This window comes from Luteimonas sp. A537 (assembly GCF_054052065.1).
Genome location: NZ_JBSVRH010000004.1, coordinates 412019 through 427156 on the forward strand (window position 1 = coordinate 412019; position 15138 = coordinate 427156).

Consider the following 15138-nt stretch of genomic DNA (forward strand, 5'->3'; position numbering starts at 1 on the left):
GGCCGGCCATTGTAGGCCGGCGCTGCTGTCCGCTAGATGAGGCCGGCCGGCAACTGCATGGAGATGCAGTGCAGGCTGCCGTTCTGCCAGATCAGTGCGCGGCAGGGCACCTGCACCACTTCGCGGCCCGGATGGGCCTCGGCCAGCACCGCGGCGGCGAGGTCGTCGGCCGGATCGTCGTAGGCGGGCATCAGCACGGCGTCGTTGATCACCAGGTAGTTGGCATAGCTGGCGGCGAGCCGGCGCCCGCGGTCGAGCACCGGCTGCGGCCAGGGCAGCGGGAACAGCCGGTAGGGGCGACCGTCGGCGGTGCGCAGCGCGGCGAGCTCGGCGCCCATCGCCGCGAGTTCCGCATGGTGCGGGTCGGCGGGGTCGTCGCAGGCCTGGAAGACGATGGCGTTGTCCGGAGCAAAGCGGGCGAGGGTGTCGACGTGGGCGTCGGTATCGTCGCCCTCGAGGTAGCCATGCTCGAGCCAGAGCACCCGGTCCTGGTGCAGCCAGCCGCGCAGCCAGGCGTCGAGCTCTTCACGGGACGCTTGCGGATGGCGCTCGTGCAGGCAGCGCCAGGTGGTCAGCAGGCTGCCTTGGCCATCGGTCTCGATGCCGCCGCCTTCAAGAGCAAAATCAATAGTTTGCAGCGAACTATCAATGAAGATTCCAGTTTCGTGCAGGCGCTGCACCAGGCGGTCGTCTTCGCCTGCCTCGAACTTCCCGCCCCAACCGGTGAAGCGGAAGTCGAGCAGCGCGAAGCCGTCCCCGGCCCGGAGCGTGATCGGGCCGGTGTCGCGCAGCCAGGTGTCGTTGTAGGGAAGGGCGATGAAGCCGACCCGCGCCATGTCGATGCGGTTGGAGGCAAGCCTGGCGCGGGCGTAGGCCTCGACGTCGTCGTCGGCCACGCAGATGAGCACCCGCTGGAAACGGGTGATCGCGGCGACGTGGGCGATGTAGGTCTCCTCGACCTGGCCCAGGCGCTCGGCCCAGTCGGTGTCGGCGTGCGGCCACGCCAGCAGGATCGCGGACTGGGGCTCCCACTCCGCGGGGAAACGCAGGGTCTTCAGGGTCATCGGCTCAGCGGATCGGCGGCTTGGGCCCGGTCTCGCCCGCGGTGGCCTGGTTGGCGACGGCGTCGATCACCCGGCTGTTCTCGAAGTAGACGGTGAAGGCGGGGTAGACCCAGCGGTTGATGGTCGGCCACTGGCTCTTTTGCCCGCCGCGCGGGTCGAGGCGTTCGGCGGGGGCGCCGAAGCGGGCCTCGACCGCGGACATGGCCATGCCGCGGGTGGGCAGCGCGACGCCGGCTTCATGCTGGACGCGATCGATCAGCAGTGTATCGGCGCTGGCGCCGGCGGCGGCGGCAAGCAGGGCGGCGGTGGTCAGTGCAAGGAACAGGCGCATGTCGGATCTCCCCGGTGACGCTGCACGGACTGCAGCCGCAGCGGTTTTAACAGATCGCGCGTGCCTGCAGCGAACACGGGCGAAGAAGCGGGCGGGCGGTCACGCCGCGGCGGGCCGGAAACGCGAAAGGCCGCATCGCTGCGGCCTTCCAGGGCGTTCGGACGAACGTGGCATGCAGCGCACGCCGGTCGCCCTGGCGCGCAGCTCAGCGCTGGCGGGCCTTGAAACGCGGGTTCGACTTGCAGATCACGAAGATCTTGCCGCGACGACGAACGACCTTGCAGTCGCGGTGACGGGCCTTCGCCGACTTCAGGGAGGACAGGACCTTCATGACAAACCTCGAAAAAATGGTTGGGACAAAACAAGCCCGCAATTCTAGCGGGCATTCACGTCCCGGATCAAGTGCCCGCGGGCCCGGGGGCGCGGGCCGGTCTAGAATGGCCACCCCCTCCCGGAGCCTGCCATGACCGACGCCGCCATCCCCGTACTCACCATCGATGGCCCCTCGGGCTCGGGCAAGGGCACGATCAGCCGCGCGGTGGCCAAGCGACTGGGCTGGAACTACCTGGATTCCGGGGCGCTGTATCGCGCGGTCGGCGTGGCCGCGGGCTGGGCCGACCTCGACCTGGACGACGCCGGAGCCCTGGTCCGCTGCGCCTTCGACACCGAGATCGGCTTCCGTGACAGCGCCGACGGCGAGCCGCGGGTGCTGGTCAACGGCAATGATGCCACCGACGAGCTGCGCACCGAGACCGCGGGCGCGGCCGCCTCGGCGATCGCGGCCATTCCCGAGGTGCGTTCGGCGCTGACCGAGCGCCAGCGCGCCTTCCGCCGCGCGCCGGGTCTGGTGGCCGACGGCCGCGACATGGGCACGGTGATCTTCCCCGATGCCGCGACCAAGGTATTCCTTACCGCAAGCGCCGAGGAGCGCGCGGAAAGACGCTATAAACAGTTGAAGGACAAGGGGGTTTCCGTTACATTGGCTGGTCTGCTGCGGGAGATTCTTGCCCGCGACGCGCGCGACGCCAGCCGCGCGGTGGCACCGTTGCGACCGGCCGAAGGGGCCGTCCGCATCGATACCACCGCCCAGGGCATCGATGCCGTGGTCGCACGCGTCCTGGCCCTGGTGCCGGGCCACGGGGCCTGATCCATCGCAGCAGGTGGCCCCGCGCAGCATCCGCCGCGCGGATTTTCCTTTTTCCAACCAGCACTCACGGCAAGGCGCAATCCCGCGCGCGCCGACAACGGGTGGACCGACGGCCCGCGCACGCGGCCCCGGTCTGTTTCATCAACAGAGTATTTTTCCAATGACCGAATCATTCGCAGAACTGTTCGAACAGAGCGAGGCCCACCTGGCCAAGCTGAAGCCGGGCTCCATCGTCACCGGCACCGTGATCCAGGTGCGCACCGACGTTGTCGTCATCAACGCCGGCCTCAAGTCCGAAGGCATCGTGCCGATCGAACAGTTCCGTAACGACGCCGGCGAGATCGACGTCGCCGAGGGCGACATCGTCAAGGTCGCGCTCGACTCCCTCGAGAACGGCTTCGGCGAGACCGTGCTGTCGCGCGAGAAGGCCAAGCGCGCCATGGTGTGGGACGAGCTCGAGGAAGCCCTCGAGAAGAACGAAACCGTCACCGGCCGCATCAGCGGCAAGGTCAAGGGCGGCTTCACCGTCGACATCAAGGATGTCCGCGCGTTCCTGCCGGGTTCGCTGGTCGATGTGCGCCCCGTGCGCGACCCGGTGTACCTGGAAGGCAAGGAACTCGAGTTCAAGCTCATCAAGCTCGACCGCAAGCGCAACAACGTGGTCGTCTCCCGCCGTGCGGTGGTCGAGAGCGAGCATTCGGAAGAGCGCGAGCAGCTGATGGAGAAGCTGGTCGAGGGCGCCGTGCTGAAGGGCGTCGTCAAGAACCTCACCGACTACGGCGCGTTCGTCGACCTCGGTGGCATCGACGGCCTGCTGCACATCACCGACATGGCCTGGAAGCGCGTGCGCCATCCGTCCGAAGTCGTTGAAGTCGGCGCCGAGCTTGACGTCCGCGTGCTCAAGTACGACCGCGAGCGCAACCGCGTCAGCCTGGGCCTGAAGCAGCTGGGCGAGGATCCGTGGGACAACATCGCCCGCCGCTACCCGTCCAACACCCGCGTGTTCGGCAAGGTCTCCAACGTCACCGATTACGGCGCGTTCGTCGAGATCGAGCCGGGCGTCGAGGGCCTGGTGCACGTGTCCGAAATGGACTGGACCAACAAGAACGTCAACCCGCAGAAGGTCGTGCAGGTCGGTGACGAGCTCGAGGTCATGGTGCTGGACGTCGACGAAGAGCGTCGCCGCATCTCGCTGGGCATCAAGCAGGTCACGTCCAACCCGTGGGAGACCTTCGCGGCCATCCACAAGAAGGGCGACAAGGTCGACGGCCAGATCAAGTCGATCACCGACTTCGGCATCTTCATCGGCCTGGACGGCGGCATCGACGGCCTGATCCACCTCTCCGACATGAGCTGGGCCACCACCGGTGAAGACGTGGCGCGCGAGCTGAAGAAGGGCGACACGCTGGAAGCCGTGGTGCTTGCGGTGGACCCGGAGCGCGAGCGCATCAGCCTGGGCGTCAAGCAGCTGGAGCAGGATCCGTTCGGCCAGTTCATGGCGGCCAACCCGCGTGGCTCGAAGGTCACCGGTACGGTGAAGGAAGTCGACGCCAAGGGCGCGGTGATCGAGCTTGCCGACGGCGTCGAGGGCTACGTGATGGCGCGCGACATCTCCGACGAGCGCATCGAAGACGCCAGCCAGCACCTGAAGGTCGGCGACTCGATCGAAGCCAAGTTCACCGGCATGGATCGCAAGGGCCGCACCCTGCAGCTGTCGATCAAGGCGAAGGACGAGGCCGAGGTGGCCGATACCCTGGCCGAGTACAACCGCGCTTCGGCTGATGCCTCCAGCGGCACCACCAAGCTGGGCGCGCTGCTGCGCGAACAGCTGGGCGGCAAGTCCGAGTAATACCGCAGTATCCGGCGGCGGCCTGGTCAAACCAGGCCGCCATCGGCTGTCCGACGCCAGCCAGGGCACCATGACCAAGTCTGAACTCATCGAAATCCTCGCCCAGCGCCAGGGCCACCTGAAGGCCGACGACGTCGACCTTGCGGTGAAGTCGCTGTTGGAGGTGATGGGAGGTGCCCTTGCCAACGGCGAGCGCATCGAGGTCCGGGGGTTTGGCAGTTTTTCGCTGCACTACCGCCCGCCGCGCACCGGCCGCAATCCCAAGACCGGCGAGGCCGTCGCGCTGCCCGGCAAGCATGTTCCCCATTTCAAGCCCGGCAAGGAGCTTCGCGAGCGCGTCAGCGACGTCATGCCGCTGCCGGCCGAAGACTGAAGCATTTGCTGACTGCAGGCCACGGGCTCGGCTAAGCTAGCCGCCCATGCGCCCGATCCGCATCCTCATCGCCATGCTGTGCCTCGTCACGGGCGTGGCAGTGGGCGCACTCAATCCCCAGGTGGTCCAGGTCGACTTCGGCCTTGCCGTGCTGCGGCCCACGCTTGGCGTGGCCCTGCTGGCAACCCTGCTGCTTGGCGTCATCGCCGGTGGCCTGGCAATCATGGTGTCGGTGGTCCTGCCGCTGCGCCAGCGCCGGCGCCGGGAGGCTGCCGGCCCCAATGCAACGGACGCGAACTGACATGGCTTTCGTCACCGAGTGGTTCTGGTTCTTCCTGCTGCTGCCGATCGCCGCGCTCAGCGGATGGGTGATCGGGCGCCGCGGCGGCGAGCGCCACAGCGACAGCCAGGTCAGCAAGCTCTCCACCACCTATTTCCGCGGCTTGAACTATCTGCTCAACGAGCAGCCGGACAAGGCGATCGAGCTGTTCCTGCACATCGCGGAGCTCGACAAGGAAACGTTCGAGACCCAGGTCGCGCTGGGGCATCTGTTCCGCCGCCGCGGCGAGGTCGACCGGGCGATCCGGCTGCACCAGGGCCTGGTCCAGCGCCCCGACCTCAACGACCAGCAAAAGGTGCAGGCGCTGCTGGCGTTGGGCGAGGACTACATGCGCTCGGGCCTGCTCGACCGCGCCGAAACCGTGTTCACCGAACTTGCAGCCATCGACCAGCGCGCGCCGCAGGCCCTGCGGCACCTGATCGACATCTACCAGGCCGAACGCGACTGGCCGAAGGCGATCGAGAACGCTACCCGCTACGAACAGGTGACCGGCGAGCCGATGGGCAAGCTGATCGGACAGTTCGAATGCGAGCTTGCCGAGCGCCTGCGCGCCGGGGGCGACCACGACGGCGCGCGCCAGGCGGTGGTACGCGCGTACGCCGCGGACTCGACGTCGGTGCGCGCGGGCATGCTTGAAGGGCGGCTCGAGATCGATGCCGGCAACGACGCCGCGGCCATCCGCGCATACGAGCGCGCGGCGCGTCACGACCCCGACTACCTTCCCGAGATCCTTTCGCCCCTGCGGTCGGCCTACGAGCGCGTTGGTGATTCCCCCGGCGCGCGCGCGTTCCTGACCGAGATGAGCGAGCACTACAGGGGCGTCGCTCCCGTCCTTGCCCTGACCCGGCTGGTCGAGGCGGAGGAGGGGGTCCCGGCGGCGCGGCGCTTTCTTGCGGAACAGCTGAAGGACCGGCCTTCGGTCCGCGGTGAGGCGGCGCTGATCGACCTGACCCTCGCCGAAGGCGGCCACGAAGCCGCCACGCTGCAGGACCTGCGCCACATCACCGACCAGCTGCTGGTGCGCAACCCCGCGTATCGCTGCAACCGCTGCGGCTTCGGGGCGCGCAGCCACCATTGGCAATGCCCCTCCTGCAAGGAATGGGGCAGCATCAAGCCCTTGCTGAACTACGCCGTGGTCTGATGGCGCCCCTCGACTGGACAAGCACGCTGCCGTGGCTGGCGATGGCTGCCACGGTAGCCGCGGCGGGCGCATGGCTGGCGAGGCGCCACGCGTTTCGACACGGCCTGCTCGACATGCCGGGTGAGCGCCGCAGCCACGAGGTGCCGACTCCGCGCGGAGGCGGCATCGGGATCGCGGTGGCCTGGCTGCTGGCCTGCGTCGTGCTGGCGGCGGAAGGCCGACTGCCCGGCCCCCTGGCTGCGGCCGCCGTTGTCGGGGTGCTGCTCGTGGGCGGTGCCGGTTATATCGACGATCACCGCCCACTGTCGCCCTGGTGGCGGCTGGCGGCACATGTGATCGCGGGGCTGGCCCTGGCCGCGGGGCTCGTTGCTGCCGGTGGCGCCGCTTGGCTTGCGGCCGCGGCGCTGCTGGCGGTGCCGGTGCTGGTCAATGTCTGGAACTTCATGGACGGAATCGACGGCCTGGCCACCAGCCAGGCGGCGCTCGCGGCGGTGGGATTCGCGCTGCTGTCGAAGGACCCCGGATCGGTATTGGCCGCGCTGGGGCTTGCCGCCGCATGCCTGGGCTTCCTGCCTTTCAATTTCCCGCGGGCTTCGATCTTCCTTGGCGATGTCGGCAGCGGCGTTCTCGGCTTTGCGCTGGCGGTGCTGGCCGTCCTGATCCTGCTGCCGGAGCGCACGGGAGATGGCGCAGGCCTGGTCCCGCTGGTCTTCCTTCCGCTCTCGGCCTTCCTGATTGACGCGGCGTTGACGCTGGGAAGGCGCATCGTGCGCCGCGAGCGCTGGTGGTCGGCGCACGTCGGACACGCGTACCAGCGCCTGGCGGCCGCCCGCGGGTCGCATGTGCCGGTAACCTTGCTTTATGGTGCGTGGACCCTGGCAGCCGTCGCCATGGCCAGCGCGGCGGCAAGGCAGGGCGTCGCGCTCGGAGTGGCGATGGCAGTGATCTGCGTCGTGACCGGAACACTGGCCTGGCATGTCATCACGAACGCCGATCACATCAAGAAAAGGAATGCCCGCTAGATGATCAGTTTGAGCGACCGCGTCCGGACAGGCCTGCCGCGTGCTTCGGTCGTGGTGCATGACCTGCTCATGGTCTGGGCGGCATGGGCGGGGCTCAATTATTTCCGGCATTCCGCACTGGACCAGGCGGCGGTTGCGCCGTTGCTGTCGCCGGAGATGCTGCTGATCCTGATCGTGCAGGGGCTCATCTTCTGGCAGGTCGGCCTGTACCGCGGGGTCTGGCGGTTCGCGAGCATTCCCGACCTGGTCAACATCATCAAGGCCAGTCTGTTCGGGTTGCTGGCGATCCTGCCGCTGCTGTTTTTCGTCTTCGACCGGGCGGGCCAGGTCTCGCGCACGGTGATGTTGGCCTATCCAGTCGTGCTGTCGGCGCTGCTGGGCATGCCCAGGCTCCTGTACCGGGCGTGGAAGGACCACGGCAACGAGCGTACCGACAAGGCGGCGCTGCGCGTGCTCATCCTCGGCGCAGGCCAGGCAGGCGAAGCGCTGGTCCGCGACCTGCGGCGGGTCGGCGCCTACCAGCCGGTCGGCTTCCTCGACGATGCCGCGAAGCTGCGCGGCAGCTATCTGCAAGGCCTGCCGGTACTTGGCCGCATCGAAGACGTCGCCCGCATCGCCCCGGAAACCGCGGCCAAGCTGCTGGTGATCGCGATGCCTTCGCTGGATGCGACCGCCATGCGCCGCGTGGTGGCCGCCTGCGAACGCACCGGGCTGCCGTTCCGTACCGTGCCGAGGCTCAATGACCTGCTCGAGGGCCGGTCGCTGCCTGGCGAACTCAAGGAAGTCGCCATCGAGGACCTGCTGGGCCGCAAGCCGGTCACGCCCGACTGGAAGGCGATCCGTGGCTGGCTGGGCGGGCGCAGCGTGCTGGTCACTGGCGCCGGTGGCTCGATCGGCGCGGAGCTGTGTCGCCAGTGCGCGCGCCACGGGGCGCGACAGATCACCCTGATCGAGATCGACGAGCTGGCCCTTGCAACCACCCAGAGCGAACTGCGCCGCGACTTCCCGCAGATCGATTGCCTGCCGGTGCTCGGCGACTGCGGCGATCCGGCCGTGATCCGCCACGCCCTGTCGCTGTCGCCGCCCGAAGCGGTGTTCCATGCGGCCGCCTACAAGCAGGTGCCGGTGCTGGAGGGGCAGCTGCGCGAGGCGGTGCGCAACAACGTCCTGGCCACTGCCACGGTTGCCCGCGAGGCAAACGCGGCAGGCGTAGGCACCTTTGTCCTGATCTCCACCGACAAGGCCGTCGATCCGGTAAACGTGCTCGGCGCGACCAAGCGCCTTGCCGAGATGGTCTGCCAGGCGATGACCGGGGTCGAGGGCACGCGTTTTGTCACCGTGCGCTTCGGCAACGTGCTTGATTCCGCGGGCAGCGTGGTGCCTCTGTTCCGCGAGCAGATCCGCCAGGGCGGGCCGGTCACGGTGACCGACCCGGAGGTCACGCGCTATTTCATGACCATCCCCGAGGCCTGCCAGTTGATCCTGCAGGCCGTTGCGATCGGTTCGCTGCAGGCCGTCTACACCTTGGACATGGGCGAAGCGGTGTCGATCCGCCTGCTCGCCGAGCAGATGATCACCCTGGCAGGCAAGCAGCCGGGACGCGACATCGCAGTGGTCTACACCGGCCTGCGCCCGGGCGAGAAGCTGCACGAGACCCTGTTCCACTCCGAGGAGCGCTACCGGCCCACTGCCCATCCCAAGATCCTGCAGGCCGAGGCGCGCAGCGTGGCCGGCGACCGCATCGAGTCCGCGCTCACGAAGTTGCATGAAGCGGTGGCAAGCTACGATGTCGACGCCCTTGGCCAGGTGCTGCGTGAGTCGGTGCCGGAGTTCGCGCCGCTGGCCGCGGATTCGGCGCCGCGGGCGGCAACCGTGGTCGCATTTCCAGCGAGGAACGCAAGAAGGACATGAAGCAACGCATTCGCAAGGCAGTATTCCCCGTGGCGGGCCTGGGCACCCGGTTCCTGCCCGCCACCAAGACCGTTCCCAAGGAGATGCTGCCGATCGTCGATCGCCCGCTCATCCAGTACGCGGTCGACGAGGCAATCGACGCAGGCTGCGACACCCTGGTGTTCGTCACCAATCGCTACAAGCACGCCGTGGCCGACTACTTCGACAAGGCCTACGAGCTGGAGCAGAAGCTCGAGGCATCGGGCAAGCTGGAGCTGCTCGAGGTCGTGCGCAACGTGCTCCCGGCCGGGGTCCAGGCGATCTTCGTGACCCAGACCGAGGCCCTCGGCCTGGGCCACGCCGTGCTGTGTGCCAAGCCGGTGGTGGGGGACGAGCCGTTCGCGGTGATCCTGCCTGACGATTTGATCTGGAACCGCGACGGCCCTGGCGCACTGCGGCAGATGGCCGACCTGGCCGAAGCCAGCGGAGCCAGCGTGATCGCGACCCAGGCGGTGGCCCCGGAACAGGTCTCCAGCTACGGCATCGTCGCGACCGGCGAGTTCAGCGATCGCCAGGGGCAGGTTACGGCGATCGTCGAGAAGCCGGCGCCTGCCGATGCACCGAGCAACCTTGCCGTGGTCGGACGCTATGTGCTGTCACCGCGCATTTTCGGGCTGCTCGAAACCACAAGGCCAGGTGCCGGCGGCGAAATCCAGCTTACCGACGCGATATCCGCGCTGCTGGCCGAAGAGCAGGTGCTGGCCTATCGTTTCCAGGGCACGCGCTTCGATTGCGGCACCCACCTCGGGCTGATCGAAGCCACCATCAGGCACGCGCTGGACCACGAAAAGCTCAGCGAGTCGGCCCAGGGCTTCATGCGCGACGCGCTGGCCGAGCTGGGAGTGGTGGATTCGTAAGATCGTCCCTTCCGATAGGTGACATTGTCGGGAGGGCAGGGGTATATTCAGGCGGTCAGGAAGGGTGCGGGTTACGTGCCCCTGATCGCTTGACAGCACATCACCAAGGGAGAGAACGCTTCATGAAGCTTGCAACAACCATTGCTGGCCTGACGCTTGCCGTCGCAGCCACCTACAGCATTCCGGCCACCGCGCAGAGCCTGCACGCCAATTCTTCGCAGGCCGTCGCGCGCTGCCAAGGCGCGCTGCCCGCTTTTGAGACTGCGATCCGCAAGCGTCCGCTGGCGATCCAGAACGAAGGTTCGCAGGCCAGCTACGTCACCTGCGGCTTCGAGTTCGACTCCGGCGCGGCCGTGAACAACTCGTCGTTCCTGATCGATACCTACTTCACCAACAGCACCGACGCCGCCGTCACGGTGGCCTGCAGCGGCGTGACCGGCTACGCCGGTGGCGAGAACGAGTACGTGTCGCTGAGCGTCGAGATCCCGGCCAACGGCAGCGGTGAGGACGCCAACCTCTACTGGTTCGACGAAGACTTCGCGGGCGGTGGTATGGAAACCGGCCTGATTGCCATCAGCTGCCAGCTGCCGGCCGGCGTCGGCATCAACGATACCTACGTGTTCTGGGAATCCCAAGACGCTCAGGTCTGATTTTCGGCGAAACCCGCTCCACGCAACAACCGAGGGTGCCGGGTTACCGGCACCCTTTTTTTGGTCCCGGCAATCGCCGACACTCGCAGGCACCAAGCAGAAGCAGGCAGTACCGATCAATGAAACCAAGCAACAGGATTCCCCTCATCGCCGCAGGCGTCGTCGTGCTTGCGGTGGTCGCTGGAACCTTCGTCCTGCGCGGGCGCGAAACGGCCGATGTCCACGGCCCGACGCAACAGGTGGCTGAAGCGCCGATGGCCGCTGTGCCCGGAACTGCGCCGCCAGACGCGACGCGCGTGCAGGCCCCGCAGGCCGACAGGTCGCAGCGCGATGAGAGCGTGCTTGGCCACGTCGAGCGACGGGCGGAGATGCGCGAGGAGCACCGGGCGCGCATCAAGACCCTGCGCGAGGAATCCGCGCAGCGCTTTGCCAGCGAGCAGGTCGACCCCGCCTGGGCTCCCGGCAAGATCGACGAACTCACCAACCTGGCGAGTGAACCGGCATTTGCGATCGCCAACGCCGAACCACAGCAGCTGAGCGTCGACTGCCGCAGCAGCACGTGCCGGATCGACGGCCAGTTCGAAACCAGCAGCAAGGCGGAGGACTGGATCCTGATGTACATGTCGGGCGTCGGCAGCCGCATGCCGAACTCCGTAGTCTCGCGCAGCACGAATCCGGACGGCAGCACGCGAGTGGAAATCTACGGCCGCGGGCGCTGAGCCGACGCCCGCCAGGCTCCCGCAAGGTGCGGCCAGGAAGCAGAAAAGGGGCGCCGGGGCGCCCCTTTCCATTACAGGGCCTCGAAGATGCCGGCGGCGCCCATGCCGGTGCCGATGCACATGGTGACCATGCCGTACTTCTGGTTGCGACGTCGCATGCCGTGGACGATGGTCGCGGTGCGCACCGCACCGGTGGCGCCGAGAGGGTGGCCGAGCGCGATCGCGCCGCCGAGCGGGTTGACCTTGTCGGGATCAAGCCCGGAGTCGCGGATGACGGCCAGTGCCTGGGCGGCGAACGCTTCGTTGAGTTCGATCCAGTCCAACTGGTCCTTGGTCAGGCCGGCCTGCTTCAGCGCCTTCGGGATCGCCGCGATCGGGCCGATGCCCATTACCTCCGGACGCACGCCTGCGACCGAGAACGACACGAATCGTGCCAACGGGGTCAGGCCGTAATCCTTGATCGCCTGCTCCGAGGCAACCAGTACGGCACCGGCGCCATCGCTCATCTGCGATGAGTTGCCCGCGGTCACCGTACCCCCGAACTGCCCGTTGCGGAACACCGCGCGCAGCTTGGCGAGCCCTTCAAGCGAGGTGTCGGGGCGCGGGCCCTCGTCGTGCTCGACCAGCAGCTTCCTGAGCCGCACGCTGCCGCCGCCCAGGTCGGGCTGGCGCGAGATGATCTCCAGCGACGAGATTTCGTCGCGGAACTCGCCGGCCTTCTGCGCCGCCAGTGCCTTCTGGTGCGACGCCAGCGCGAACGCATCCTGGTCCTCGCGCGAGACCTTCCACTCTTCGGCCACCTTCTCCGCGGTGATGCCCATGCCGTAGGCGATGGCGACGTGGTCGTCGCGGAACACCGCCGGCGAAAGCGCGACCTTGTTGCCCATCATCGGCACCATGCTCATGCTCTCGGTGCCGCCGGCGAGCACCAGGTCGGCGTTGCCCAACCGGATCTGGTCCGCCGCCAGTGCCACGGCCTGCAGCCCCGACGAACAGAAGCGGTTGATGGTCTGCGCGGCCACGGAATCGGGCAGGCCGGCCAGCAGCACGCCGATGCGCGCCACGTTCATGCCCTGCTCGCCCTCGGGCATGGCGCAGCCGATGATCGCGTCGTCGATGCGGTTGACGTCGATGCCCGGCGCCTGCGCAACGACGCTCTTCAGCACGTGCGCCAGCATGTCGTCGGGCCGGGTATTGCGAAACACGCCCTTGGGCGCCTTGCCGACCGGGGTGCGGGTGGCGGCGACGATGTAGGCGTCCTGGATCTGCTTGCTCATTGAGTTGTCCTCTTTTCGTCGGGCGCGTCAGTTGCGCAGCGGCTTGCCGGTCTTGAGCATGTGCGCGATGCGGGCCTGGGTCTTTTCCTGCTGTGCGAGCTCAACGAAGTGCTGGCGCTCGAGTCGCAGCAGCCAGTCCTCGTCGACCACCGAATTCCGGTCGACGTCGCCGCCGCTGACCACGGTCGCGATGCGCTGTGCGATCTCGTAGTCGTACTCGCTGATGAACCGGCCCTCGAGCATGTTCTCCAGCAGCATGCGGAAGGTCGCGATGCCGACGTCGCCGGCCACGCGGACGCGGCGGGCGGGCATGGGCGGGCGGTAGCCGGTTTCGGCCAGGCCGCGCGCTTCCTGCTTCGCGATGTACAACAGCTCGTGGGCGTGGAAGGCGACCTTGTCGTCTGGGCGCAGCAGGCCGAGTTCCTTTGCCTCCATCGCCGAGGTGGACACCTTGGCCATGGCCACCGACTCGAACCAGCCCTTGAGCTCGGCGAAGACATCACCGTTCGGGCCGGCTGCATCCGATGCGCGCACGGCGAATTCCTTCAGGCCGCCGCCGGCCGGCAGCAGGCCGACACCGGCCTCGACCAGGCCGATGTAGCTTTCGAGGTGCGCGACGGTGCGCGCCGAGTGCATCTGGAACTCGCAGCCGCCGCCCAGGGCCAGGCCGCGCACTGCAGCCACGACCGGCACCAGCGAGTACTTGATCGCCTGGCTGGTGGCCTGGAAGTTGGCGACCATTGTCTCGAATGCGTCGACCTTGCCGGCCTGCAGCAGGCCGAGCGCGCCCGCCAGGTCCGCACCGGCGGAGAAGGGCTCCTTCGGCTGCCAGATGACCAGGCCCGCGAAGTCGCGTTCGGCACGGGCGACGGCCTCCTGGAGGCCATCGAGCACGTGGTCGGACACGGTGTGCATCTTGGTCTTGAACGAGGCCACGGCGATGTCGTCGCCATCGGTCCACATGCGGATGCCGTCGTTCTCGAAGACGGTCTCGCCGGTGGGGAAGGACTCGCCCAGCAGCGGATCGGGGAAGCGCTGTCGCTTGTAGACGGCCAGCGAGGAGCGGGGCAGGCGGGCGTTCTTGCCCGGGCTGTAGCTGCCCTCGGCGGAATGCACGCCGTCACGGCCGTCGAAGACCCAGTCGGGCAGCGGCGCGCCGCTCATCGCCTTGCCGGCGACGATGTCGTCGGCGATCCACTGGGCGACCTGCTTCCAGCCCGCGGCCTGCCAGGTTTCGAACGGACCGAGCGACCAGCCGTAGCCCCAGCGGATCGCAAGGTCCACGTCGCGCGCGGTCTCGGCGATGTCGGCCAGGTGGTAGGCGGAATAGTGGAACAGGTCGCGGAACACGCCCCAGAGGAACTTCGCCTGCGGGTGCTCGCTTTCGCGCAGCGCGGCGAACTTGGCCACCGGGTCCTTCGTCTTCAGGATCTCGACCACCTCGTCGGCGGCCTTGCGGTCGGCCGGGCGGTAGTCCTGCTTCTCAAGGTCCAGGACCATGATGTCCTTGCCGACCTTGCGGAAGATGCCGGCGCCGGCCTTCTGCCCCAGCGCGCCCTTGTCGACCAGCGTCGCAAGCCATTTCGGTGACTTGAAGTACTTGTGCCAGGGGTCGTCGGGCAGGGTGTCGGCCATGGTCTTGATGACATGTCCCATGGTGTCCAGGCCGACCACGTCGGAGGTGCGGTAGGTCGCCGACTTCGGGCGCCCGACCAGCGGGCCGGTCAGGGCGTCGACCTCGTCGAAGCCCAGGCCGCCCTCGACGGTGTGGTGGATGGTCGCGAGGATCGAGAACACGCCGATGCGGTTGCCGATGAAGTTGGGGGTGTCGCGCGCGTAGACCACGCCCTTGCCGAGCGTGGTGGTCAGGAAGGTTTCCAGCCCCTGGAGCACGGCCTTGTCGGTGCCCTTGGCCGGGATCAGCTCGGCCAGGTGCATGTAGCGCGGCGGGTTGAAGAAGTGCACGCCGCAAAAACGCGGGCGCAGTTTTTCGGGCAGGACTTCGGCCAGCTTGTTGATGCCCAGGCCGGAGGTGTTGCTGGCGAGCACGGCATGGTCGGCGATGAACGGCGCGATCTTCGCGTACAGGTCCTGTTTCCAGTCCATGCGTTCGGCGATCGCCTCGATCACCAGGTCGCAGTCCTTGAGACGCTGCAGGCCCAGCTCGTAGTTGGCCGGGACGATCGCCGCGGCCAGCGACTTGGAAGCCAGCGGGGCGGGGCTGAGCTTGCCCAGGCTGGCGATGGCGCGATTGACGATGCCGTTGGCTTCGCCTTCCTTGGCCGGAAGGTCGAACAGCACCGTGTCGACGCCGGCGTTGGTGAGATGGGCGGCGATCTGGGCCCCCATCACTCCGGCACCGAGCACGGCGGCCCGGCGCACAAGCAATTTCTCAGACATGTTATGCAACTCCTTGAT

At 67.7% G+C, this 15138-nt stretch carries 15 protein-coding genes; 10 read left to right on the plus strand and 5 right to left on the minus strand.

Annotated features, from left to right (window positions below; translation table 11 throughout):
- Positions 1-32: 32 nt before the first annotated feature.
- The 3 genes from ACW7GZ_RS12625 to ykgO form a co-directional block, all read right to left on the minus strand.
- The gene (locus ACW7GZ_RS12625) at positions 33-1064 is read right to left on the minus strand and encodes an agmatine deiminase family protein (RefSeq protein WP_457009521.1); all 1032 of its coding nucleotides are present in this window, start codon (positions 1062-1064) and stop codon (positions 33-35) included.
- A gap of 4 nt (positions 1065-1068) precedes the next feature.
- Positions 1069-1395 (minus strand): hypothetical protein, encoded by a 327-nt coding sequence (locus tag ACW7GZ_RS12630; protein ID WP_457002568.1) that lies wholly within the window; start codon positions 1393-1395, stop codon positions 1069-1071.
- A gap of 205 nt (positions 1396-1600) precedes the next feature.
- Complete coding sequence (gene ykgO / locus ACW7GZ_RS12635) at positions 1601-1726, minus strand: type B 50S ribosomal protein L36 (RefSeq protein WP_005409283.1); 126 nt, start codon at positions 1724-1726, stop codon at positions 1601-1603.
- Positions 1727-1858: 132 nt separating this feature from the next.
- On the opposite strand from ykgO, the gene cmk reads away from it, so the two are divergent.
- The 10 genes from cmk (at position 1859) to ACW7GZ_RS12685 (ending at position 11443) form a co-directional block, all read left to right on the plus strand.
- Positions 1859-2542 (plus strand): (d)CMP kinase, encoded by a 684-nt coding sequence (gene cmk, locus ACW7GZ_RS12640; protein ID WP_457002571.1) that lies wholly within the window; start codon positions 1859-1861, stop codon positions 2540-2542.
- A 160-nt stretch (positions 2543-2702) separates the two neighbouring features.
- Positions 2703-4391 carry a 30S ribosomal protein S1 gene (gene rpsA / locus ACW7GZ_RS12645; protein WP_457002573.1) on the plus strand — a complete coding sequence of 563 codons (1689 nt, stop codon included), beginning with the start codon at positions 2703-2705 and terminating at the stop codon, positions 4389-4391.
- Positions 4392-4461: 70 nt separating this feature from the next.
- Positions 4462-4764: an integration host factor subunit beta gene (locus ACW7GZ_RS12650; RefSeq protein ID WP_343275540.1), complete on the plus strand. Its 303-nt coding sequence runs from the start codon at positions 4462-4464 to the stop codon at positions 4762-4764.
- A gap of 46 nt (positions 4765-4810) precedes the next feature.
- The gene (locus ACW7GZ_RS12655; RefSeq protein WP_343279266.1) at positions 4811-5065 is read left to right on the plus strand and encodes a LapA family protein; all 255 of its coding nucleotides are present in this window, start codon (positions 4811-4813) and stop codon (positions 5063-5065) included.
- 1 nt (position 5066) lies between these two features.
- Positions 5067-6245, plus strand: a complete 1179-nt coding sequence (lapB, locus tag ACW7GZ_RS12660; protein WP_457002576.1) for a lipopolysaccharide assembly protein LapB — start codon at positions 5067-5069, stop codon at positions 6243-6245.
- The gene (locus tag ACW7GZ_RS12665) at positions 6245-7267 is read left to right on the plus strand and encodes an MraY family glycosyltransferase (RefSeq protein WP_457009523.1); all 1023 of its coding nucleotides are present in this window, start codon (positions 6245-6247) and stop codon (positions 7265-7267) included. The genes lapB and ACW7GZ_RS12665 overlap by 1 nt, the downstream gene beginning before the upstream one ends.
- Entirely contained in the window at positions 7268-9178 is a 1911-nt protein-coding gene (locus ACW7GZ_RS12670) for a polysaccharide biosynthesis protein (RefSeq protein ID WP_457009525.1), read from the plus strand.
- Positions 9175-10074 (plus strand): UTP--glucose-1-phosphate uridylyltransferase GalU, encoded by a 900-nt coding sequence (galU, locus tag ACW7GZ_RS12675; protein WP_457009527.1) that lies wholly within the window; start codon positions 9175-9177, stop codon positions 10072-10074. Before ACW7GZ_RS12670 ends, galU begins: the two co-directional genes overlap by 4 nt.
- Before the next feature lie 122 nt (positions 10075-10196).
- Positions 10197-10724, plus strand: coding sequence for a hypothetical protein (locus tag ACW7GZ_RS12680; protein WP_457009529.1), 528 nt, complete (start codon positions 10197-10199; stop codon positions 10722-10724).
- Between the two features lie 119 nt (positions 10725-10843).
- Positions 10844-11443: a hypothetical protein gene (locus tag ACW7GZ_RS12685; protein ID WP_457009531.1), complete on the plus strand. Its 600-nt coding sequence runs from the start codon at positions 10844-10846 to the stop codon at positions 11441-11443.
- Between the two features lie 71 nt (positions 11444-11514).
- Here the strand turns inward: ACW7GZ_RS12685 and ACW7GZ_RS12690 are convergent, their stop codons facing one another.
- Positions 11515-12720: an acetyl-CoA C-acyltransferase gene (locus tag ACW7GZ_RS12690; protein ID WP_457009533.1), complete on the minus strand. Its 1206-nt coding sequence runs from the start codon at positions 12718-12720 to the stop codon at positions 11515-11517.
- Positions 12721-12747: 27 nt separating this feature from the next.
- The gene (locus ACW7GZ_RS12695) at positions 12748-15120 is read right to left on the minus strand and encodes a 3-hydroxyacyl-CoA dehydrogenase/enoyl-CoA hydratase family protein (RefSeq protein WP_457009535.1); all 2373 of its coding nucleotides are present in this window, start codon (positions 15118-15120) and stop codon (positions 12748-12750) included.
- Between the last annotated feature and the right edge of the window lie 18 nt (positions 15121-15138).

Excerpts from the sequence above, each read along its gene's own strand:
- ACW7GZ_RS12690 (WP_457009533.1), bottom strand. The coding sequence starts at position 12,720 with ATGAGCAAGCAGATCCAGGACGCCTACATCGTCGCCGCCACCCGCACC.
- ACW7GZ_RS12665 (WP_457009523.1), top strand. The coding sequence starts at position 6,245 with ATGGCGCCCCTCGACTGGACAAGCACGCTGCCGTGGCTGGCGATGGCT.
- ACW7GZ_RS12685 (WP_457009531.1), top strand. The coding sequence starts at position 10,844 with ATGAAACCAAGCAACAGGATTCCCCTCATCGCCGCAGGCGTCGTCGTG.
- ACW7GZ_RS12650 (WP_343275540.1), top strand. The coding sequence starts at position 4,462 with ATGACCAAGTCTGAACTCATCGAAATCCTCGCCCAGCGCCAGGGCCAC.
- ACW7GZ_RS12655 (WP_343279266.1), top strand. The coding sequence starts at position 4,811 with ATGCGCCCGATCCGCATCCTCATCGCCATGCTGTGCCTCGTCACGGGC.
- ACW7GZ_RS12670 (WP_457009525.1), top strand. The coding sequence starts at position 7,268 with ATGATCAGTTTGAGCGACCGCGTCCGGACAGGCCTGCCGCGTGCTTCG.
- cmk (WP_457002571.1), top strand. The coding sequence starts at position 1,859 with ATGACCGACGCCGCCATCCCCGTACTCACCATCGATGGCCCCTCGGGC.
- ykgO (WP_005409283.1), bottom strand. The coding sequence starts at position 1,726 with ATGAAGGTCCTGTCCTCCCTGAAGTCGGCGAAGGCCCGTCACCGCGAC.
- galU (WP_457009527.1), top strand. The coding sequence starts at position 9,175 with ATGAAGCAACGCATTCGCAAGGCAGTATTCCCCGTGGCGGGCCTGGGC.
- ACW7GZ_RS12625 (WP_457009521.1), bottom strand. The coding sequence starts at position 1,064 with ATGACCCTGAAGACCCTGCGTTTCCCCGCGGAGTGGGAGCCCCAGTCC.
- ACW7GZ_RS12680 (WP_457009529.1), top strand. The coding sequence starts at position 10,197 with ATGAAGCTTGCAACAACCATTGCTGGCCTGACGCTTGCCGTCGCAGCC.
- lapB (WP_457002576.1), top strand. The coding sequence starts at position 5,067 with ATGGCTTTCGTCACCGAGTGGTTCTGGTTCTTCCTGCTGCTGCCGATC.
- rpsA (WP_457002573.1), top strand. The coding sequence starts at position 2,703 with ATGACCGAATCATTCGCAGAACTGTTCGAACAGAGCGAGGCCCACCTG.
- ACW7GZ_RS12695 (WP_457009535.1), bottom strand. The coding sequence starts at position 15,120 with ATGTCTGAGAAATTGCTTGTGCGCCGGGCCGCCGTGCTCGGTGCCGGA.
- ACW7GZ_RS12630 (WP_457002568.1), bottom strand. The coding sequence starts at position 1,395 with ATGCGCCTGTTCCTTGCACTGACCACCGCCGCCCTGCTTGCCGCCGCC.